Raw genomic sequence first — 20,607 nt, 5'->3', positions numbered from 1 at the left:
AGGATTGGGCGGCAGGGTCTGCTTCATTCCGCCCGGTTGTCGGCAGGGTCGAACCCGCTATATAAGCAACGGCAGGGGTATTGCTGATGCTTGGACGGATTGTGCCTTTTTTCATGGGGCTGGCGCTGCTTTTCGGCGGCGGTTGCTCTCGCAGTTATGACGGCACGGTCGTCATCCCGAGACCGCTCGATGTCCGGCGCATCTGGGATCGGCCGCCACCGAATGTCGACTACGGCCAATCCGAGGTCGAAAACGGCGCTTTTCCGGTGGCGCCGCAGCCACCCCGGCGTTTTTCCGAGCGCAAGGTCAGCCATGCCGCACCGAGACGGCACCAGACGAGGTTGCCTGCGTCGGCGTCCCTATCGGCGCCGGCGAAGCCGCTGACCTGCAGGAACGTCAGCGAGCCCGGCAAGAGAGCTCGCATGGTCTGTGATTAGATTGGAGCGGGTCTCTAAAAGCGGGATTCGATCAAACAAAACGCGATCCGCAGATAGCTCGGTTACCCGGCCTTCACAGGGAAGCAGCGCCTTTTTTCGGCTCCTTCGCTCCGAGCTTGTCGAGTGCAAGACGAACCTGACGCAGATCTTCCTGCCAACCGTCATCGTCGTCCATTGGACCCTCCGAGGCAGCCCGCTGCAACCCACGCGCCTCGGATTCGATCTCGCGCAGTTCGGCGATTTTCTGTTCGGTGGTCAGCGAGTCGTCTTCGACGATCTCCAGCACCCGCATTTCCCTGAACGTAGCCACGGCGTTCCTCCCGGCTGATGTCGATCACAACGCCGTGAGTGCCCCTCTGTTCCAGAGGGATCGCGCAACCGCATCGCAGCACGCACGCCGCCACCGGTGATCGCCGATCGGGGAAGACCGGCGATCATTCGGCCGGGAAAAATGCCGGGCCGACCACGCGCACCGGCCGCTCGCCGGCCTCGATCGAAAGGTGCTGGGCGGCACCTGGGGCTTCGGCATCGATCCCGGCGACGGCCGCAACCGTGCCAAGATCCGGCTTCGCCGTCGGCAGCGGAATAATGGCGTTGCGCATGTTGGCGGGCGTCACGGTCCTGGCTCGCAGTTCGGTGACCCGCTGGTAGTAGCGCTTGACGTCGCATGCCTTGAAATTCGCATCATCGCGATATCTGAAGGCTGCCGGCAGCTCGGTATAGGGTTTGCGCGTGTCGAGCGCGGTCATCTGGTCGGTTTCGAGGCTGGCGTCGCTCAACGTGTAGAGGTCGACGCTGGGGTCATCGCAGATGTAACGGCATTGATCGACCGTCTCCTTAAGATCGCCGCTGGCGGCGAACTGCGACTTTGGCGCCGGGAAGAAATACCCGTCCGACAGACGCACGCAAAACAGCATCGCATTGCCGGCGAACGTGGTGCTCGCCGATTGGGTGCTGGGCGCGGCGCGCACAGGCCGTTGCTTTGCCGAAGGCGCACAGCCAAGCGCGACGAGGCGCGCCTGCAGGCCCGCTGTGTCGCGGCCCGAATTCCCAGCGGCAGCGATCCGGCGCTGCACATCCGAGCGGCTCCTGGCGAGATCGGCGCAGGCGTTGAAGAGACCACCAAGCGAACTTTTCGCCGTGCACTGGCGCTGTCTCTCGATAGTCTGGATGGCTGCAAGTTGCCGGCGCAACTGGGCAAGCTCCGGGCTCGCCCCGCCGCTGCGGCCAGCCGAAAGCAACTGGCTTCTGATCGCGCCGCAGCTGTCCGCGTAGGACGAAAGCGTACCGAACAAAACTGCCGCCAGCGAAATAAATGCGATCGCCATGGAAGGCCAGAAACGGATCATCGGGACAACTTGGTCCTTTTGCGGAGAACCTGGAATTTAGAGCCCATGACTTCAGCAAGCTTCAGCTACATGAGTAATTTCTAATAATCTAAAGAGTTTCAACCTGAAGGACCTATTTATCTATTGTACTACGTCACCTCATGTAAATTCGATATTACATTTTTATTTCAAGATTGAGACGAACCTCGAAAGAAAGCGCAAGCCTGATCATGGCCGAGGATTTGCAACGCAACGGACCGAGATCAATGCGCCATTATCGCCAGGCGTTCGAAACCTTTGCCGGGCCTTCCGCGTTGAAGGACCAAAGGGAGATTGCAGATGTCGATCCACTTCACCGTCTCGGACCTGACAAGAAACCTGTTTCACTCGCTGGGGCTGGACCAGCGCGCTCCAAGGCCACTCAATCCCGAGCAGAGCCTGTTGCTGGAATGCTATCTGGCCGGCCAGGTTCCTGAATCAGCCTGGAGCGACTACGTCTTCGAGACGCCCGATCTTGCCCGGCATGCCGAGGCAAGGCGCAGTCACCACTGAGCGGCAGCGCCTATTTTGGAGAAGCGAATTGCAATGTCAACACGTTGCCGGCTATCCCTTGCGCCAGCTTCGCTGAGAAGGTCAGGGGCAGACAATTCTGCAGGGCCGTTGTCGCGGCGTCGACAAACGATTTCTTCGCCTTGGCATCGCCTTCCACCTTGATGGCTGTCGGCCTCGGTGGGCCGATTAGCGTGCCGTCCCGCTTGAAGCTGAAGCTCAAGGTGACGCTGGCAGTTCCGGCATCCGCCGGCGGTGTCCAGCATGCCTGAATGGCGGTCCCGACATCGTTCATTGTGTTCAGTTCAGCCGCATTTGAAGGATGAACAGCACTCGCCAGCATCACACCCACAACCGCAACCCGCTTCGCAACGCTTTTCATCGCCAGCCCTCATTTCGCGCCTGACCGACAATCCATGCGGACTGCCGAAATGGATGGTAGGGCCAACGCCGGCGATGACAATATCTCTCCGCAAAAGTTGACGCCAAAAAAGCGACAGCGGCCGAGGCTTGCGTGGCCTGATCGCTGCTCGATCACGCCCGGCGATAGAGCAATTCAAGGAAAAGTGTTAAACGGTTTTCCTGGGAGAAGCGCACGGCGCTTCCCTTGGGAATTGCGTCGAACAAAGAGACGGCGTGCGAAAGCAAAAAGGCCGGCATTGCGCCGACCTTTCCTATCGCTACGACGTTCTGCGCCAGTACATCCGTGGTCGCGGGCCGAAAGCGAATTGCCCGCAGTAGACAGGGCTTTGGTTAACGCATCCTTAACCTCAGGCCTTGGCCTGCGACTTCACATGGGCGATGTAGCCGCGCACGTCGCCGGCCGGCTCGCTATAAGCCTTGCCGAGCTTCTTCTCGATCGCCGCCACATAGTCCTTCGCCCATTTGGGCAAGGCATAGTCGATGACGGCCAGGAATTCGAGCGTCGCCGCCAGGCGGATATCGGCGATCGACGGGTTCTTGCCGCCGATGAACGGCTTGCCGTCCCTGAAGAAGCTATGGAAGACCTCCAGTGGCTCGGCGATCGCCGCCATCGCCGCCTTCTGGGCTTCGGACTTCTTGTCGGGGTGGGCGTCGCTGTGGCCGACCTCGCCGGCATAATGCGGGAAGCCGAGCGCCGGATATGTGGCGCGCGCCACATAGGGGTAGAGCGTACCGATCAGGTAGAACATGGCACTATCGACCATCGCCCGCTTGGCCGGCGCCTTTGGATAGAATTTCTCCAGCCCGTGCTTATTGGCGAGATACTGCATGATGGCGCAGCTTTCCCACAACACGCCTCTGGGGAGGCCCTTGTCCTCGATCATCGGTGTCAAATGGGCGGGATTTCGCGCCATGAATTCCGGCGAACGGGTGTGGCCCCAGGCATCGGTCTCGGCATGGTCGAAACCGGCCGCGCGCGCAAACACCCGCACGGTCATGTTGTTGACGCTGGGCTTCAGCATGCTGAGCTTCAGCGCCGGCTTCTTGGCCGACTTGGCCTTGGCCCTGGGCGCGGCTTTTGCCGTCGCCTTCACCGCAGGCCTAACGGCCGCCTTGGCTTTTGGCTTTGCCGCAGCTTTCGCCGCCGGCTTGGTGGCAGCTTTGGCCGCGGATTCCCCGGCAGTCTTCGTCGCTGTCTTGGCCATCTTATTCCTCCCTCTGGTCTGTTCAGTATGGGTTCTTCGCTGCCCGGTCCTCCGACAAGGTTGCGCGGGAACGCTCGACAAGCGCCTGGATCGCATCGGCGAGATGCACTTCGGCGATGTTGTAGTCGCCGCGCGCGACCCGGATCTTGTGCGCTTCCATCAGCACATCGGCATGGGTGAAGCCCGCTGGCGGTTCGAAGCGGTAGGACGCCAACTCGACCAGCAGACCGAGCGGATCCTCGAAATAGATCGAATCCATGAAACCGCGATCCTTGACGCCGCTGTGCTTGATGCCGCGCTCGTCAAGCCGGGCGACCGCCTGCAGGAAGGTGACGCGCGACACCGAAAAGGCAATGTGGTGGACACAGCCCGGATCGGTCGGCGTGCGCCGCTTCTCTGGTGTGCGGCTCTCGTCGGTGAAGATGGTGACCAGCCGGCCGTCGCCAGGATCGAAATAGAGGTGGCTTTCCCTCGGCTTGTCGAGATTGGGCTGTTCGAAGATGAACGGCATGCCGAGCACGCCTTCCCAGAAATCGATAGAGGTCTGGCGCCCGGCGCCGACCAGCGTGATGTGATGGACGCCCTGCGATTGCAGCTTCTGCATTGGCCTTCCTCCCCACGGCATCAACTGGCCGTCCGGGCAGCGCGGCGTTCTGCGCGCCGCTGGAGCCGTATCTCAGGATCCGTGACGTGATGCTAATGCAAACAGCCTCGCGGCGCCAGAAGCGACGACGCGGCGACGCAACGGGAAAAAGCCGACTGATTGAGAGCGCCGTCCGCACTCCCGATGCCCGACATCGGAAGCACGTACGCGCTACGCTCTTGGAGGCTGAGATCGACGAATCCGGCCGGTGGCGACCGAATTGATGTACCGACTTACGAGCCGCTGCTGTTGACCGTAGTGCCGACGTTCGTGAATATCCCGTTGAGCGAATTGCCAAGCGCCCCGGCGCCGGTGATGATCGCCAGCGCGATAAGAGCCGCGATCAAGCCATACTCGATCGCGGTCGCGCCAGGCTCGTCCCAAGCGAAACGACAGCCTATTTTCTGCATTTCAACCTCCTACAGCTACTAAAGCAATAACTAATATATAACCGTGAGTTGCGGGGCGTTAAGGTTCTCGGTTTCGGGTCCGTTAACATTTGCCAGACGAATGAAATGAAGGCCGGAGTGGTTGGTGCCACTGGGATCTTCAAGATTGCGGCTACCTGTGCAGAGCGGGTTTCCCGAACGCCGCAGTATCGAAGGTCCACGACTTCAGAAACGAAATCGACGGCATCCTGTAATTTGTCGAAAAACTTGGTACGCCCAAGGGGAATCGAACCCCTGTTCCCGCCGTGAGAGGGCGGTGTCCTGACCGCTAGACGATGGGCGCGTTCAAGAACCGGCGATATAGGCTGAGCGCTGGGAAAAAGCAACTGGGGTTAGGCCGCTTTCCCTTGCCGAGGAAAAGCCGGCCGTCAGCCTATCGTTTCGGCTCGATCAGATCCCAGAGATTGCCATGCAGATCGGCGAAAACCGCCACCGTGCCATAGGGCTCGAAGCGCGGTGCTTCGCGGAATTCGACGCCCTTCTCCAGCATCGCCGCGTGGTCGCGGGCAAAGTCGTCGGTTTCCAGGAACAGGAAGACACGCCCGCCGGTCTGGTTGCCGATGCTTTTGCTCTGTGCCTCGTCGGAAGCCTCGGCCAGAAGCAGCCTGGCGCCCTGCCCGTTGGCCGGCGCCACTGTGACCCAGCGCTTGCCGCCGCCGAGATCGACATTTTCGGCGAGCAGGAACCCCAGCCTCTCGACATACCAGGCGATCGCCTCGTCATAGTTGGCGACGACCAGGGCGACCGTGGCGACGCGACGATGCTCGGCGAACCCGCTCATCCCTGAGGCTTGCTCATTGGCCTGCTGCCGCTCACTTGTTGCGGATCGCAAAGCGGCCGATCAGGCGGCGCTCGGTGATATCGTAGACGAAGATCGTGCGGCTGCCGTCGGCAAGCTCGGCGTCGATCGAGACACGATTGCCGGATAGCGACTGGCTGACCACCCTGGCGCCGACCGGCAGCACGATGTCGCCGCTGACCGGTTCGCCTGCGGGTGTCTGGATATCGCCGGCCAGCGGCGGGTTCGCCGGCGGTGCGTTGCGCGCTTTGTAGACAAGGGCGCCGATCACCACCATAAGGGCGAGGAACAGCAGGCCGAGATTGATCCCGACGAAGCGGACGAGTTTCCTGCGCACCTTTTCGACCTCGGGGTCGAGCGGCCTATCCTGGTCTTCTTCGGCGATCGGGCTGGCCATGGCAAAACAGTTCCGGAACGGTTTTCAATGAGCGCTCATAGCGAAGAGGCCCCTGAATTGATAGAGGCGGTACCGACCGTGCTGGTGGCAGATGCGGATGCGGCAGGTCAGCGCCTCGACCAGTGGCTGGCGGCAAGCCTTGGACCGGACATATCACGCAGCCGCGTGCAGATGCTGATCAGGCAGGGCGCGGTCTCGGTCGACGGCAAGCCTGTCGACGAGACCAAGCGCAAGATGGCGCCGGGCGAAAGCGTGTCGGTTACCATGCCGGAGCCGGAGCCGGCGGAGCCGCAGGGCGAGAACATCGCACTCCATGTGCTCTATGAGGACGAAGAGCTGATCGTCATCAACAAGCCGGCCGGGCTTGTCGTTCATCCCGGTGCCGGCAACTGGACCGGCACGCTGGTCAACGCGCTGATCCATCATTGCGGCGACAGTCTTTCAGGAATCGGCGGTGTGCGCCGGCCGGGCATCGTTCACCGCCTCGACAAGGAGACCAGCGGCGTCATGGTCGTCGCCAAGACCGACCGCGCCCACAAGTCGCTGTCCGAAGCCTTCGCCGATCACGGCCTGACCGGCGATCTCGAACGTGCCTATCTGGCGCTGGTCTGGGGCATACCGCAGAGGCCGACCGGAAGGGTCGACGCGCCGCTCGGCCGCGCCGCCGACCGGGTGCGCCGTGCCGTGGTGCCGGAAGGACGCGACGACGCCCGCCATGCGGTCACCCACTTCGCCGTGCAGGAGCGTTTCGGCGAGAGCCAAAAGGAGTTCGCCACGGCCAGCCTGGTCGAATGCCGGCTGGAGACCGGCCGCACCCACCAGATCCGTGTCCACATGGCGCATATCGGCCATCCGGTGATCGGCGACCCCGATTATGGCCAGGCCTTCCGCACCAAGGGCAACCGGCTGCCTGAACCCTTGAAAAGTCAGGTCAAGGCATTTCCCCGGCAAGCCTTGCATGCCTGGCTCCTTGCATTTCGCCACCCCACTACCCATCTATCGATGAGGTTCGAGGCGCCGTTACCGAGGGACATGGAGGAACTCGTCGGCGGCTTCCGCGAACTCTGAACCCGTCACCAACAAGCCATCAAAAAACCTGACAGAGATTGTTCACTTCACCGTGACACACTGTTTCGTGTTGAACAAATGCCTGTCTTTTCTGGTTTTGTTCCTGTATAAGATCTGATGTCGCGGGCGAGCCTTTTGGTGCTCGCGTCACATGCCCGCCGCGTTTCGGGGGCATCACTCCAATAGAGAGGGGGCGCTATCATGGCCCAGTCACTACCCAGTATCGTTTCCGGCGAAGGCGGCCTCAGCCGCTACCTGGAAGAAATTCGCCGCTTTCCCATGCTGCAGCCGCAGGAAGAGTACATGCTCGCCAAGCGTTATGCCGAGCATGAAGACACCTCTGCTGCGCACAAGCTCGTCACCAGCCACCTCAGGCTCGTCGCCAAGATCGCCATGGGCTATCGCGGCTATGGCCTGCCGATCGGTGAAGTGATCTCGGAAGGCAATGTCGGCCTGATGCAGGCCGTCAAGAAATTCGAACCCGAGCGTGGCTTCCGCCTCGCGACCTATGCCATGTGGTGGATCAAGGCCTCGATCCAGGAGTACATCCTGCGCTCGTGGAGCCTGGTCAAGATGGGCACGACCGCCAATCAGAAGCGCCTGTTCTTCAACCTGCGCAAGGTGAAGGGCAAGATCCAGGCGCTCGACGACGGCGACTTGAAGCCCGACCAGATCGCCGAGATCGCCACCAGGCTGAACGTTTCCGAAGCCGAAGTGGTGTCGATGAACCGCCGCCTGTCGGGCGATGCCTCGCTCAATGCCCCGATCCGGGCGAGCGAAGGTGAGTCCGGCGAGTGGCAGGACTGGCTGGTCGACGACCACGAAAGCCAGGAGGAGATGCTGATCGAGCAGGACGAGCTAGAAAACCGGCGCGGCATGCTGTCGGGCGCTCTTGCCGTGCTCAACGAGCGCGAGCGGCGCATCTTCGAGGCCCGCCGCCTCGCCGAGGAGCCGTTGACGCTGGAAGAGCTTTCGTCCGAGTTCGACATCAGCCGCGAGCGCGTGCGCCAGATCGAGGTGCGCGCCTTCGAGAAGGTGCAGGATGCGGTCAAGGCCGCCGCCAAGCGCCAGACCCAGGCGCTGCGCACGATTGAGGCGCAGCCCGCGGCTTAAAGCCGGCTAAGGCAACAAAAATCAAGGCGGCGCCAGGAAACTGGCGCCGCCTTTTTCTTTGGGGGTTCTGCCTTCGCGATTGGCGCTTCCTCTCCCCCGCAAAGCGGGGGAGAGGTGGCTCGGGCGAAGCCCGAGACGGAGAGGGGGCAGCGCAGCGGTTGGGGTTCGCTCGTTCATTGGTTCCCAAGCCTGCTTCTCGCCATGTGCCTTGTCTCGAGCCGGCTTTGGCTTCGGGGACGTCGCTCCCCTCTCCGTCTCGGCTACGCCCGAGCCACCTCTCCCCACTACGTCTAGGGGATGCACACATCTTTTGAGGTGAATGACTCTCTTTTGATTGGTTGTCTGGCGTTGGGATGTGATTCTGTTGGCGATGCTGGGATTGAGGAGGTGTCGCGATGTCAGCCAATGAGATCGAGTTGGGAGCGTTCGGCGACGAGCGCCTGCAAAAAAGGGGGCCCAGTTGCTGGGGCTCATGGTGGATCGGCAGAGCGTTTGCGTTCGGCGGCTGGCGGGAGGTTCTCGCGGCCGGATCGTTGGCTTTGGCCGGTTCCTGGCGAACGGGCGGGTGACGACGCAGGGTCTGATCGAAGGCTGGGGGTCGACGAGTTCGCAGGCTTGTGCGGGCCATCACGTGCTGGCGATCCAGGACACCAGCGAGATCCACTTTACGACCACGGCAGAGCATCGCAGGGGTCTGGGAGAGACCGGCAAGGGCGGCAACGTCCGAGGCGCGCTGCTGCATGCAATGCTGGCGCTGGATGCGGGAACGGGCGAGGTACTCGGGTTGGTATCGGGCCAGATCTGGACGCGCGATGGCCGGGTGGAAACGCCACATGGCCAACGGTTGTTGACCGACAAGGAATCGCAGCGCTGGCTGGCCACGGCCGAAGCGGCCAAGGGCGTGCTGGTGCGGGCTGCGATGGTGACGGAGGTGAGCGATCGCGAGAGCGACATCTACGCCAAGTGGGACCGCGTGCCGGGTCCGAACTTCCATATCCTGACCCGCGCCATGAGCGACCGCTTGATCGAGGGCGGCAAGCTCTCGACGGCAAAGCTGCAGCCGGCCGGTGAAGCCGATGTGGAGCTGCGCGCTCGTCCTGGCCGGCCGGCGCGTACGGCCCATCTGGCGGCCCGCTTCGGCCAAGTCGCCCTCAAGCGCCCACAAAACTGCATCGAGAAGGGGCTGGCCAAGACAGTGACGGTGAGCCTGGTGGAGGTGCTTGAGGTGGGTGCGCCTGCGGACGCCGAGCCAATCGTCTGGCGCCTGCTGACCACCCATACGGTTCAAGATTCGGCCATGGCTTGGCAGGTGGTTGCCTGGTACCGGATGCGCTGGACCATCGAGCAGTTCTTTCGCACCTTGAAGCAGCAGGGCCTGCAACTGGAGGACAGTCAGTTGGAAACCGCCGAGCGGCTGATGAAGCTGACTGCCATCGCCGCACGCGCCGCCTGCATCATCATGCAGCTTGTCCAGGCCCGCGACGGAGCATCCGCACAATCCGCCGAGATCGCCTTTACGCCCGCCGAGATCGACACCTTGCAGGCTCTGGTGCCCGAGTTGGAAGGCAAGACCGCTCTCCAGAAAAATCCTCACCCGCCCAAGTCTCTGGCCTGGGCCGCCTGGATCATCGCCAAACTCGGAGGCTGGGATGGCTATCCCAAGTCCAAGCCACCAGGCCCAATCACCTTCCGCCACGGCCTTCAGTACTTCCAATCCATAGCACACGGCTGGAGCCTGCGAGATGTGTGAATCGCCTAGCCTCCGGAGGGGGGAGAGGTGGCTCGGCGAAGTCGAGACGGAGTGGGGGAACCACCTGGCAACCACCGCGAACCCAAATAGAAAGTGGGCCAGGCGCAGGCGCCTAAACCGCCCTCTTCCACCCGTTCTTGATATGCCTATACCCATCGCGATAAACCGCTTCCGGGCTCTCGGAAAAATCGCGCCACACCTTGGTCGCCGCCGCCAAATCCTTCAGCGAACGGCCGAACGCTTCGATCGTCAGCCAGTCGTCATAGCCGCTCTTGCGGATGGCCGAGAATGTTTCCTTCCACGGAATGTTACCGCGCCCCGGCACGCCGCGATCATTCTCCGAAATATGGATATGCACGACATTCCGGCGGTGTTTCGTGTAGGCGCCGATCGGATCGGCCTCCTCGATATTGGCATGGAAAGTATCGTACATCGCCTTGATGTGCGGCCGGTCGATGGCGTCGATATGCTCCGACAAATCCGCCATCGTGTTGAGGAGATAGCATTCGAAGCGGTTCAGCGCCTCGAGCCCGATGGTGACGCCCTTGTTGCCGGCATGGTCGCCGATCGCCCGCTGCGAGGCGACGGAGCGCTTTTTCTCGGCAGCGGTCGGTCCGGAGCCGGAAAAGGCGCCGAGCGTCGAATGCAGCGGGCCGCTCAGCGTGCTGGCGCCAAGCGCATCGGCGCAGTCGATCGCCCATTTCATATAGTCGACGCCGGCCTTGCGCGTTGCCGCATCGGCCGCGATCAAATTCATCGCCGGATCGCCCATGGCCGAAACCGCGGTCCGCTCCAGCCCGATCCGATCGAGCAGTTCGCCGAGTTTTCTATAGTCGTCCGGCGCGCCGGCGAAGATCGGTATCTCAACGCCATCGAAACCGGTTGCCTTGATGTCGCGCAGCAGTGGCTCGTGTGTCTTCGACACGGCCGTCGTCCATAAGAACATGCACATGCCGATTTTCATCGACGCCCCCCTCCCCTTGGATCCCCCGGACCGCCTCTATTTCAGAGCTTCGTCCACGCCCCATTCTTCTTCGACGACTTCACGCAGGCCTCGATGAAGGCCATGCCCTCGACGCCGTCCTGGATGGTCGGGAAGACGACGTCCTTGGCCGGCTTGCCGCCCTTGCGGCGTGCCGCGCGGATAGCGCGCGCGGCCTCCTGGTAGATGTTGGCGAAACCTTCGAGATAGCCCTCGGGATGGCCTGACGGCACGCGGCTGACACGGCCCGCCACCGGCAGCGCGCCGGCGCCATTGCGGGTGATCAGTTGTTTCGGCTGGCCGAACGGCGTGTACCAGAGATAGTTCGGGTCGGCCTGCACCCATTCCAGCCCACCCTTCGAGCCATAGATGCGCAGCTTCAGCCCGTTCTCATGGCCGGGCGCCACCTGACTTGCCCAGATCATGCCCTTGGCCGGGTGCGTCTTGCCGACCGGCTTGAAGCGCAGCATGACGTTGACGTTGTCATCGAGAAGCCGACCCGGCACGAAGGCGTCGAGATCGGCCGACAGGGAGTCCAGTTCCAGCCCCGAGACGAAGCGGGCGAGGTTGTAGGCATGCGTGCCGATATCGCCCAGCGCACCGCCGGCGCCTGCCTGCTTGGGGTCGGAGCGCCACGCCGCCTGCTTCTGGCCTGTCGCGGCCAAATCCTCGGTCAGCCAGTCCTGCGGATATTCGGACTGCACGATGCGTATGTCGCCGAGCACACCCTTGGCGACCATTTCGCGTGCTTGCCGGATCATCGGATAGGCGGTGTAGTTGTGCGTCAGCACGAACACCTTGCCGGTCTTCTCGACTATCGCCGCAAGCTTTTTTGCTTCGGCGAGCGTCGTCGCCAGCGGCTTGTCGCAGATGACGTGGATGCCGGCCTCGAGGAAGGCTTTTGCCGCCGGCACATGGACATTGTTGGGCGTGACGATGGCCACTGCCTCGATGCCGTCGGGGCGCTTCGCCTCCGCCTTGGCCATCTCGGCATAGGATGCATAGCTGCGTGCGGGATCAAGCCCCAGTTCGGCCGCTGATGCCTTGGCACGGGCCGGGTCGGCTGACAAAGCGCCGGCAACCAGCACGAAATCATTGTCCAGCCGCGCCGCGATCCGATGCACCGCGCCGATGAAGGCACCTTGCCCGCCGCCGACCATGCCGTAGCGGATCGGGCCGCCTCCCGTTTCCGACTTTGATGCGCCGACCATGTCTTTCTCCCTCGTTGTCTCACCTCCCTTGAGGGGAGGTCGATCCGTGCAGCGGATCGGGTGGGGTTGCCGGACGTAGAGCTCGGCATGAACCGACCCCTCCCGGCCCTTCAGGCCACCCTCCCCGCGAGGGGGGAGGGAAAGTCGAGCTAGATTCCCATCATGGCGCGCAGCAACTTCTTGTCGGTGGTGCCACCGGCGAAATCGTCGAATGCCTTTTCGGTCACGCGGATGATGTGGTGCTCGATGAAAGGCGCGCCTTCGGCCGCACCATCCTCCGGATGCTTCAGGCAGCACTCCCACTCCAGCACCGCCCAGGAATCATAATTGTACTGTGTCAGCTTGGAGAAGATGCCGCCGAAATCCACCTGTCCATCGCCCAGCGAACGGAAGCGCCCGGCGCGGTTGGTCCAGCTCTGATAGCCGGAATAGACGCCTTGCCGGCCGGTCGGGTTGAACTCTGCGTCCTTGACGTGAAACGCCTTGATGCGCTCGTGATAGATGTCGATGAATTCGAGATAGTCGAGCTGCTGCAGCAGGAAATGCGACGGATCGTAATTGATGTTGCAGCGCTTGTGGCCGCCGACCGCATCGAGGAACATCTCGAAGGTCGCGCCGTCGAACACATCCTCGCCGGGATGGATCTCGTAGCCTAAATCGACACCATTATCCTCATAGACATCTAGGATCGGCTTCCAGCGCTTGCCGAGCTCAGCGAACGCTTCCTCGATCAGCCCTGCCGGCCGCTGCGGCCAGGGGTAGAGGTAGGGAAAGGCCAGCGCTCCCGAGAAGCTGACCGAGGCCTTGAGGCCAAGGTTCTTCGAGGCCTTGGCCCCGAACTCCATCTGTTCGACCGCCCATTTTTGCCGTGCCTTCGGATTGTTGTGCACAGACGCCGGCGCAAAGCCGTCGAACTGCGCGTCATAGGCCGGATGCACCGCCACCAGTTGCCCCTGCAGATGCGTCGACAGCTCGGTGATCTCAACGCCGGCATCCGCGCAGATGCCCTTCACCTCGTCGCAATAGGCCTTGGAAGAGGCCGCCTTCTTGAGGTCGAACAGCCGCGCGTCCCAGGTCGGGATCTGCACGCCCTTGTAGCCGAGACCGGCCGCCCATTTGGTGATCGACGCCAGTGAGTTGAACGGCGCGGCGTCGCCCGCGAACTGCGCCAGAAACAGCCCGGGGCCCTTCATTGTCGTCGGCATCGGCATCCTCCCTCATTTCTCTCGCGACCGAGCATAGCGCCGATTGGAAGCAGGGCCAGCCACTTTGGTCTTTTCTCAACGGGTGCTTGCACGCACCGCCATTCTGGTATTACCAAATGTGGAAATTTGGTCAAGCCATGCAATGCGCCACCAAGACCCCAAAATCACCCGGTGCGGGCCTGTATATCTCAATATAATCAAGCGAATAATCCACAGCGAGAGTCGCGTCCCAGCGCTTCTTGCCGATCTGGAGAATTTGCTGTAGACCTCGCTTCAGGCCCAATTGGTCGAACCAGTTTGCGAGAAAAGGCTGGGAACGCCTTGGGGAGGAACCTTTGTGTCGCCTTTTGGCGATGCATGTCGCAGGCGAACCATAGAGACGAGTTGGGAAGGACAGACCATGCATCTTTCGACGCACAACTGGATGCGCGCGGAACCCTTGGAAACGACGCTCAAGCGCATCAAGAAATTCGGCTATGAGTCGATCGAGATTTCCGGCGAGCCCGAGCAGTACAAGACCAAGGAGACCCGGGCGCTGCTGAAGGAGCATGGTATTCGCTGCTGGGGCGCGGTGACCCTGATGCTGGGCGAGCGTAACCTTGCCGCCAGGAACCAGGGCCAGCGCGAGCGCTCCGTGCAGTATGTCAAGGACGTGCTGACCATGGTCAGCGAACTCGATGGCGAGATCATCACGCTGGTTCCGGCAACCGTGGGCAAGGTCGTGCCTGACGGGACCGAAGAAGAGGAATGGAAGTGGGTCGTCGACGCCACCCGTGAATGCTTCACCCACGCCAAAAAGGTCGGCGTCAAGATCGCGGTAGAGCCGCTCAACCGGTTCGAGACCTATCTGTTCAATCGCGGTGCCCAGGCGCTGGCTCTGGCCGACGCGGTCAGCCCCGAATGCGGCGTCTGCCTCGACGCTTACCACATCCACATGGAAGAATTTAACGTCTACGACGCGATCCGACAGGCCGGAAAGCGCCTGTTCGACTTCCATGTCGCCGACAACAACCGGTTTGCCGCCGGCCTCGGCCAGATCGACTGGCCGAAGATCGTCGCCACCTTGCGCGAGATCGGCTACGATGGCGCGCTGACCAATGAGTTCGTCGCGCCCGTCGACCGGACGCCGGCGGCCCCCTATCCCGACATGGTCGAGCGCAATCCGGTCGACATCTCACCCGAGCAGCTGAAGTTCATCCAGGACCACGGCTCCAGCGTGCTCACCGAGAAATTCTACACCGACCAGATGCGCATCAACGCCGAGACGTTGCTGCCGCTGATCAAGTAGTCGACTGCCTCAGGGAAATTCGCCCTTCCGCCCTGACCGGCGGCAGGGCTGGGGAAGAACATGCGCATCAAGTCCGTCCAAGCCTGGTGGATCCGCGTTCCGATCGAAGCCGCTCGGCAGCACCGCAGCGACTTCGGTCAGGTGACGACCTTCGACGCCGCCATTCTGCGCATCGAAACCGATGACGGGCTGGTCGGCTGGGGCGAAGGCAAGAACGCCGCCGGCAGTGCCGGCAGCTACGGTGCACTCGTCCACATGCTGAACCATGAGGTCGGGCCACAGCTGGTCGGCCGCGATCCGGCCGACATCGGCGTCATATGGGAGATGCTCTACAATGGCGTGCGCCACGACAGCGCAGCGCGCAGCGGCCACGCCATGCCGCAACTGGCGCGGCGCGGCATGAGCATCGCCGCCATCAGCGCCGTCGACATCGCGCTGTGGGACATTCTTGGCAAATCGCTTGGCGTTCCGGTCTGGCGGCTGCTCGGCGGCCGCAAGCTCGATCGCATGCCGGCTTACGCGTCCGGCGGCTGGGCGGCCGCCGACGCCATCGGCGAACAGTTGAAATCCTATATCGCCAAGGGCGGTTTCAAGGCACTGAAGATGCGGGTCGGCGCCATGGACGGCGCAGCGCACATTTCCGCCACCCGCGTGCGGGCCGCACGGCAGGCGCTCGGCCCCGATGTCGAACTGATGGTCGACGCGCACGGCACCTATACGGTGGCCGAAGCAAAACGCTTCATCCATCTCGTCAACGACCTTGATCTGGCGTGGTTCGAGGAACCCATCATCGCCGACGATAAGCCGGGCATGGCCGAAGTGCGGGCAAGTGGCGCCGTTCCGATCGCCACCGGCGAAAGCGAGGCGACCCGCTACGCCTTCCGCGACCTCGCCGTGCTCAAAGCCGCCGACATCTTCCAGCCCGATCCGGCTTTCTGCGGCGGCATCAGCGAGGCGATGAAGATCGGCACCATCGCCAGCGCCTTCAATTTGCGCTTTGCACCCCATTTGTGGGCCGGCGCGCCCTGTTTTTTCGCGGGCTTGCATGTCTGCGCCGCCTCGCCGTCGAGTTTTACCGTCGAATATTCGCTCGGCGCCAACCCGATGATCCATGATCTGGTCGAAGAGACTGTCGAAGCCAGGGACGGTATGATAGCGATCCCGGAAAAACCGGGTCTGGGATTCACCATTTCGGAGCGGTTCCTGGAGGCGCACGCGCAACGCGGTTGACGATGAAAGAAAAGAACCTCCTCGCGGAACTCGCTGCCTACCTGTTCTCCCATTCGGACAAGGAGAGCGGCCGAACGCCTTCGGAACGCGAACTGGCGGAGCATTTCGCCGTCAGCCGCGGTCAGATCCGCGAGGCGCTGGCTATCCTGGAGGCCATGCGCATCGTCGAGCGTCGAGCCAAGTCCGGTATCTACATCGACACCAAGCAGGCCAGTGTGGAGGCCATGGCGCTTTTTGCCCGCGCGGGCCTGCCGCTCGACCCGATCCAGATCTACGAAACGGTCGAACTGCGCAAGATCCACGAGATCAAGGCGGCCGAACTTGCCTGTTCGCGTGCCACGGAGGAGAATTTCGAGCGGCTGCGCGAAATCCTGAAGGCTTCGGAAGAGCGCATCGCCGCCGGTGAAGGGCTTGCCAGGGAAGACCGCGAATTCCACCTCGAAATCGTGCGCGCCACCAAGAACAGCGTCTTCCACAATGTCTGCAGCGTCTACTACATGATGGGCGAGCAGCGCCTGCCGATCTATTTCAACGATCCCGAGCGCAACCTGCGCTCGCATGCCGAGCATATCCAGATTTATGAGGCGCTGCTGCGCCGCGACGGCAATCTCGCCCAGGCGCTGATGAGCGCCCATCTTCAAGGGGCTGAGAGCTACTGGAAAGGCCTGATCGAGGGCCATGGCGAGGAGCCGCAAAGCCCGGCGCTCGAAAAAGCCTGAACGAGATGGCCCGTATCCTCACGACCCACGCCCTGCACCCGCGCGCCTCGGCCATGCTGGCCGGCGCCGGCGAACTCGTCGTCGCCTCCGCCATCGATCCGGCCACGCTGGCCGCCGAGGCGAGAGATGCCGACATCGTCATCGTGCGCGCGCCGCTGCCACCACAGCTTTTCGACGGCGCAAAGCTGCTGCGGGCGGCAATCCGTCATGGCGCCGGGCTCGACATGATCCCCATGGAAGCAGCGACCGCCGCCGGCGTGCTGGTGGCGAATGTGCCGGCGGTCAATGCCCGCTCGGTTGCCGAGCACGTCATGTTCGTGGCCCTTGCCTTGCTTCGCAACTTCCGCGTCGTCGACCGCGACCTGCGCGCCAAAGGCTGGCTCGCCGGCCGCGAGCATGCCAATGCCAACAGCGAACTTGCCGGCAAGACCATCGGCATCGTCGGCCTCGGCGCCGTCGGCCAGGCGGTCGGCCATATCGCCGCGCACGGCTTCGACCTGAAGGTGGTGGCGACGACGCGCAGCATGCAGCCGGCGCCGGACAAGGTCGGCTTCCTGTCGATCGACGCCCTGGTCGAACAAAGCGACATCATCGTTCTGTGCTGCCCGCTGACGCCGGAAACGCGCGGCCTGATCAACCGTGAGCGGATCGCCCGCATGAAGCCGCAGGCGCTGCTCATCAACGTGTCGCGCGGACCGGTCATCGATGACGACGCGCTGATCGAGGCGTTGCAGAAACGCCGTATCGGCGGTGCCGCGCTCGACGTTTTTGCGACGCAGCCGCTGCCGTCGAACCATCCCTATTTCGGCTTCGACAATGTCATCATAACTCCGCACATGGCCGGCATCACCGAGGAATCGATGATGCGCATGGGCGTCGGCGCGGCGGGTGAAGCCTTGCTGGTGCTGGCGGGCAAGCTGCCGGTCAATCTGCGCAATCCGGAAGTGGTCGATCACTACCGGCGGCGGTTTGCGGCGAGCCTGTAACACATCGCGGTTTCGCCCCAATTCTCCGCGACGTTGAGAGCCATGTCCGATCCACGCCTCGCATCCCTGGTAGCCGTCGTGTGTTCGCTCTGCGCCATGCCGTCATTCGCGGCCGAAAGCAGTTATGTCTATTGTGACAACGGGCTGCGCTGCTTCAAGGCGCCCTGCCCATCCAACAGCGCACTCGACCTTGCCACCGGGGCGATCATCAAGGGCGTGTCGATCGACCCCAGCGGATTGCCTCGGGCCGACAAGGCGATAACCGATCTTTCCGACGCGCTTTATGCTGGCAAGATCGTCGTCAGGGGCTCGATCGAGCAACGTACCCAGTCGATCACCGGCAAGGAGTACAATCTGCCCTGGCTGGTCGCGACCCGCATCGTACGGACAGCCAAGGATAGCGAACGCAGGCACTGTTCGTCGCACTGATCGTCGGTCCAACCCCGGTCACGAGCCAAGCAGCGACTCAATTTCAGCAGCAATCCGCAGCAGGCGCCGGTCATGCCCGTTGCGCGCCACCAGCATCAATCCGGCGGGCAGCGCCGTGCCCGGCATCGGCACCGAGATCGCACAGAGGTCGAACTGGTTGGCAACCTGCGTGTTGCGCAACAGCAGGCCTTCGACGTGGTCGCGCAGCTCGGCATCTTCGGTCATTGAAACGATGGTCGGCGCCGTCACCGGCGTGGTCGGCAGAGCCAGCACATCGACCGATGCCAGCCGCTCGTCCATGGCGGCAACGAGCGCTGTGCGGCGGCGCATTGCCCTGATGTAGACAGGCGTCGGCAGCATTGCCGCCCGCGACAAAGGTCCGCTGACATGCGGGTCGACCGGCACCGAAGCCCCAGCGGCCAGCCAGTCGGCATGCACTTCGGCCCCTTCCATGGCAGCGATCGAGCCCCGCTTGGTGGCGGCCCGCAAATCGGCAAGCAGATCATCGATCGATAAGCCCGCGATCCGCGCGCCCGTCTGTTCGATCTTGCCAAGGCAGCGGTCGAACGCGGTCGCCACCTCGTCTTCCGTCTCTTCGAAAAGAATGCCGCGTGGAATGCCGACGCGAAGCCCTGCAAGAGCAATCGGCGTCAGCGCGGTCGGCACTTCACCGGCCATCACGGCGTCGGCGGCGGCACATTGGGCGACGGTTCGGGCAAGCGGACCGATCGAGTCCAGCGTGGCGGACAGCGGGAACGCGCCGGCAAGAGGCACGCGCCGCGCTGTCGGCTTGAAGCCGACGACACCGTTGAGTGAAGCCGGAATGCGTATCGAACCGCCGGTGTCGGAACCGATCGATATTTCGCTCGTCGCCTCACCGACCGAGACGCCGGCGCCTGAGGAAGAACCGCCCGGAATGCGGCTGGCGTCCACGGCATTGCCGGGCGTGTCATAGTGCTGGTTGTCGCCGATCGCGGTGAAGGCGAATTCGGTCATGTTGGTCTTGCCGATAATGACCGCGCCGGCTTGCCGCAGCCGGCTGACGATCACGGCATCGCGCAGCGGAGGTGCTGCGGTCCTAAGCATCAGCGAGCCAGCCGTGGTTGGTTCGCCGGGCACATCGAACAGATCCTTGACCGAGACGATGGTGCCATCGAGCGGCCCAAGCGTCACCCCGGCTTGGCTGCGCGCATCGCTGGCATCAGCCGCGGCCCGTGCGGCTTCGGCATAGAGCTTCGTGAACACGCGCTCTTCGCCGGCACGGGCAGCGAGGCGCGCGAGAATGGTTTCCAGATGATCACGAACGGATTGCATTTCGATGTCGGACTCCGGACGCCTTGAACGTCCTTGGGGCATGGATTGCCGAGACTTAACCCGGCGCAGGCGGTTTTGCACCCTGTCTAATGCGAGGAAAATCCGATGCTCTACAAAGGCAGCTGCCACTGTGGCAAGGTCGCCTTCGTATTCAAGGCCGAACTCACCGGCGCCATCAGGTGCAATTGCTCGATCTGCTCGCGCAAGGGCACCCTGTTGTGTGCCATCCCGCACGGGACCTTGCAGATCCTGGCCTGGGGCGATGATTTGGGCACCTACACATTCGGCAATCATGCCATCGCGCACCGGTTCTGCCGGGCCTGCGGCATCCATCCCTTTGCGGAGGATGTCCGCGAGGGCCGTGAACGCAGCGCCTACATCAACATCAACTGCGTGGCCGATCTCGACCCCTCGACCCTGTCGGTTTTCGATTTCGACGGGCGGTCGGCCTGAGTTTGTTCGCCCCTGCCATCACAACGGCAGCGGCCCGAAAACCGTGATGGTTCTTGGGCCGACGCGCAGTATCAGGGAAGCCTGATTGCGTCCAGGCTACTCGGCCTGCTTCGGGCCGCGCAGGAACACCACGATGGCCGCCAGCAATGTCGCCGCGCCGCAATAGGCGAAGGCACTGGCGACGCCGGTGTGGTCGACCAGCAGGCCACCAAAGACGGCGCCGAGCGCGATCGCCACCCGGAACGTCGCGACCATCAGTCCGCCGGCGCTTTCCGCCTGGTCGGGTGCTGCACCTCCGGGCCGAGGAACAGGCCGATATCCGCCAGGCCAGCTGGCGCTCGGGGTTCCGAACTCAGCTTGACAAAGGCAGCAGCCAGTTCGGCGGTCCCGGCAGCTTTTCTCGATAGGAATTTTTTCTTGACTCGGTGACCTCGGCTAAATATATTTGCCTATAGTGCTGATTTGCGCCAGTGACCCGCCGCACTGAACTGACCCCCGAAAGTTGGACATCAACCTTCGGGGGTTTTCATGTCCAAACACAGCGAGAGTTTGAAGCGCACTGTTGTTGATCGTTATTTGAGTGGTGAAGAGAGCTATGCGAGCGCCGGTGCAGCCGACGGCGTAGATGC

At 62.7% G+C, this 20,607-nt stretch carries 24 protein-coding genes, 1 tRNA gene and 1 pseudogene; 11 read left to right on the top strand and 15 right to left on the bottom strand.

The features are described 5' to 3' along the window. The first annotated feature begins 86 nt into the window (after positions 1 to 86). Positions 87 to 437: a hypothetical protein gene (locus tag EOA13_RS19690; protein ID WP_027037074.1), complete on the top strand. Its 351-nt coding sequence runs from the start codon at positions 87 to 89 to the stop codon at positions 435 to 437. 73 nt (positions 438 to 510) lie between these two features. On the opposite strand, the gene EOA13_RS19685 is transcribed toward EOA13_RS19690, so the two are convergent. Next, the gene (locus tag EOA13_RS19685; protein WP_013529265.1) at positions 511 to 747 is read right to left on the bottom strand and encodes a hypothetical protein; all 237 of its coding nucleotides are present in this window, start codon (positions 745 to 747) and stop codon (positions 511 to 513) included. A gap of 124 nt (positions 748 to 871) precedes the next feature. Beyond that, positions 872 to 1,786, bottom strand: coding sequence for a DUF2865 domain-containing protein (locus EOA13_RS19680; RefSeq protein ID WP_127295142.1), 915 nt, complete (start codon positions 1,784 to 1,786; stop codon positions 872 to 874). A 318-nt stretch (positions 1,787 to 2,104) separates the two neighbouring features. On the opposite strand from EOA13_RS19680, the gene EOA13_RS19675 reads away from it, so the two are divergent. Then, complete coding sequence (locus EOA13_RS19675; protein ID WP_023810978.1) at positions 2,105 to 2,317, top strand: hypothetical protein; 213 nt, start codon at positions 2,105 to 2,107, stop codon at positions 2,315 to 2,317. A gap of 10 nt (positions 2,318 to 2,327) precedes the next feature. Here EOA13_RS19675 and EOA13_RS19670 read toward each other — a convergent pair whose 3' ends face one another. The 8 genes from EOA13_RS19670 to EOA13_RS19640 all read right to left on the bottom strand — a co-directional run bounded on the left by EOA13_RS19670 (position 2,328) and on the right by EOA13_RS19640 (position 6,230). Further along, entirely contained in the window at positions 2,328 to 2,696 is a 369-nt protein-coding gene (locus EOA13_RS19670; RefSeq protein WP_127295140.1) for a hypothetical protein, read from the bottom strand. Between the two features lie 152 nt (positions 2,697 to 2,848). Next, positions 2,849 to 2,974 (bottom strand): hypothetical protein, encoded by a 126-nt coding sequence (locus tag EOA13_RS39400; protein WP_281040873.1) that lies wholly within the window; start codon positions 2,972 to 2,974, stop codon positions 2,849 to 2,851. 110 nt (positions 2,975 to 3,084) lie between these two features. Next, positions 3,085 to 3,942, bottom strand: a complete 858-nt coding sequence (locus EOA13_RS19665) for a glutathione S-transferase family protein (RefSeq protein ID WP_127295138.1) — start codon at positions 3,940 to 3,942, stop codon at positions 3,085 to 3,087. Positions 3,943 to 3,964: 22 nt separating this feature from the next. Continuing rightward, positions 3,965 to 4,546 (bottom strand): VOC family protein, encoded by a 582-nt coding sequence (locus EOA13_RS19660; RefSeq protein WP_127295136.1) that lies wholly within the window; start codon positions 4,544 to 4,546, stop codon positions 3,965 to 3,967. 272 nt (positions 4,547 to 4,818) lie between these two features. Continuing rightward, positions 4,819 to 4,995, bottom strand: a complete 177-nt coding sequence (locus EOA13_RS19655) for a Flp family type IVb pilin (protein WP_127295134.1) — start codon at positions 4,993 to 4,995, stop codon at positions 4,819 to 4,821. 247 nt (positions 4,996 to 5,242) lie between these two features. After that, positions 5,243 to 5,317, bottom strand: a tRNA-Glu gene (locus tag EOA13_RS19650). Positions 5,318 to 5,407: 90 nt separating this feature from the next. After that, on the bottom strand, positions 5,408 to 5,815 hold the full coding sequence (locus tag EOA13_RS19645) for a VOC family protein (RefSeq protein ID WP_127295132.1): 408 nt from the start codon (positions 5,813 to 5,815) through the stop codon (positions 5,408 to 5,410). Between the two features lie 31 nt (positions 5,816 to 5,846). Then, a complete protein-coding gene (locus tag EOA13_RS19640; RefSeq protein ID WP_127295130.1) occupies positions 5,847 to 6,230 on the bottom strand; it encodes a fimbrial protein in 384 nt (127 codons plus the stop codon). Positions 6,231 to 6,257: 27 nt separating this feature from the next. Between EOA13_RS19640 and EOA13_RS19635 the strand changes: the two genes are divergently transcribed. The 3 genes from EOA13_RS19635 (at position 6,258) to EOA13_RS19625 (ending at position 10,161) form a co-directional block, all read left to right on the top strand. After that, positions 6,258 to 7,298 carry an RluA family pseudouridine synthase gene (locus EOA13_RS19635; RefSeq protein WP_127295128.1) on the top strand — a complete coding sequence of 347 codons (1,041 nt, stop codon included), beginning with the start codon at positions 6,258 to 6,260 and terminating at the stop codon, positions 7,296 to 7,298. Positions 7,299 to 7,499: 201 nt separating this feature from the next. Further along, the gene (rpoH, locus tag EOA13_RS19630; RefSeq protein WP_013529255.1) at positions 7,500 to 8,411 is read left to right on the top strand and encodes an RNA polymerase sigma factor RpoH; all 912 of its coding nucleotides are present in this window, start codon (positions 7,500 to 7,502) and stop codon (positions 8,409 to 8,411) included. Between the two features lie 460 nt (positions 8,412 to 8,871). Next, positions 8,872 to 10,161 carry an IS4 family transposase gene (locus EOA13_RS19625; protein WP_245490429.1) on the top strand — a complete coding sequence of 430 codons (1,290 nt, stop codon included), beginning with the start codon at positions 8,872 to 8,874 and terminating at the stop codon, positions 10,159 to 10,161. A 112-nt stretch (positions 10,162 to 10,273) separates the two neighbouring features. On the opposite strand, the gene EOA13_RS19620 is transcribed toward EOA13_RS19625, so the two are convergent. The 3 genes from EOA13_RS19620 to EOA13_RS19610 all read right to left on the bottom strand — a co-directional run bounded on the left by EOA13_RS19620 (position 10,274) and on the right by EOA13_RS19610 (position 13,559). Next, positions 10,274 to 11,125, bottom strand: coding sequence for a sugar phosphate isomerase/epimerase (locus EOA13_RS19620; protein WP_127295126.1), 852 nt, complete (start codon positions 11,123 to 11,125; stop codon positions 10,274 to 10,276). A gap of 41 nt (positions 11,126 to 11,166) precedes the next feature. Then, positions 11,167 to 12,354: a Gfo/Idh/MocA family oxidoreductase gene (locus EOA13_RS19615; RefSeq protein ID WP_127295124.1), complete on the bottom strand. Its 1,188-nt coding sequence runs from the start codon at positions 12,352 to 12,354 to the stop codon at positions 11,167 to 11,169. Between the two features lie 149 nt (positions 12,355 to 12,503). Further along, entirely contained in the window at positions 12,504 to 13,559 is a 1,056-nt protein-coding gene (locus EOA13_RS19610; RefSeq protein ID WP_127295122.1) for a sugar phosphate isomerase/epimerase, read from the bottom strand. Between the two features lie 400 nt (positions 13,560 to 13,959). Between EOA13_RS19610 and EOA13_RS19605 the strand changes: the two genes are divergently transcribed. The 5 genes from EOA13_RS19605 to EOA13_RS19585 are packed head-to-tail and all read left to right on the top strand — an operon-like array spanning position 13,960 to position 18,211. Further along, positions 13,960 to 14,847, top strand: a complete 888-nt coding sequence (locus EOA13_RS19605; RefSeq protein WP_023812461.1) for a sugar phosphate isomerase/epimerase — start codon at positions 13,960 to 13,962, stop codon at positions 14,845 to 14,847. Between the two features lie 60 nt (positions 14,848 to 14,907). Next, complete coding sequence (locus tag EOA13_RS19600; protein ID WP_127295120.1) at positions 14,908 to 16,077, top strand: mandelate racemase/muconate lactonizing enzyme family protein; 1,170 nt, start codon at positions 14,908 to 14,910, stop codon at positions 16,075 to 16,077. A 2-nt stretch (positions 16,078 to 16,079) separates the two neighbouring features. Then, positions 16,080 to 16,796 carry a FadR/GntR family transcriptional regulator gene (locus tag EOA13_RS19595; protein ID WP_127295118.1) on the top strand — a complete coding sequence of 239 codons (717 nt, stop codon included), beginning with the start codon at positions 16,080 to 16,082 and terminating at the stop codon, positions 16,794 to 16,796. A 5-nt stretch (positions 16,797 to 16,801) separates the two neighbouring features. Next, entirely contained in the window at positions 16,802 to 17,782 is a 981-nt protein-coding gene (locus tag EOA13_RS19590; protein WP_127295116.1) for a hydroxyacid dehydrogenase, read from the top strand. 42 nt (positions 17,783 to 17,824) lie between these two features. After that, positions 17,825 to 18,211, top strand: coding sequence for a hypothetical protein (locus EOA13_RS19585; protein ID WP_127295114.1), 387 nt, complete (start codon positions 17,825 to 17,827; stop codon positions 18,209 to 18,211). Between the two features lie 18 nt (positions 18,212 to 18,229). On the opposite strand, the gene EOA13_RS19580 is transcribed toward EOA13_RS19585, so the two are convergent. Next, positions 18,230 to 19,525: an amidase gene (locus EOA13_RS19580; RefSeq protein ID WP_127295112.1), complete on the bottom strand. Its 1,296-nt coding sequence runs from the start codon at positions 19,523 to 19,525 to the stop codon at positions 18,230 to 18,232. Between the two features lie 105 nt (positions 19,526 to 19,630). Here EOA13_RS19580 and EOA13_RS19575 point away from each other — a divergent pair, with 105 nt between their 5' ends. Next, entirely contained in the window at positions 19,631 to 19,978 is a 348-nt protein-coding gene (locus tag EOA13_RS19575; RefSeq protein ID WP_127295110.1) for a GFA family protein, read from the top strand. Between the two features lie 96 nt (positions 19,979 to 20,074). Here the strand turns inward: EOA13_RS19575 and EOA13_RS19570 are convergent. After that, positions 20,075 to 20,269, bottom strand: a pseudogene (locus EOA13_RS19570) (MFS transporter); the annotation flags it as partial. Between the last annotated feature and the right edge of the window lie 338 nt (positions 20,270 to 20,607).

Source organism: Mesorhizobium sp. M7A.F.Ca.US.011.01.1.1 (assembly GCF_003998295.1).
GTDB lineage: Bacteria > Pseudomonadota > Alphaproteobacteria > Rhizobiales > Rhizobiaceae > Mesorhizobium.
This window is presented reverse-complemented; position numbering and strand designations above follow the sequence as displayed.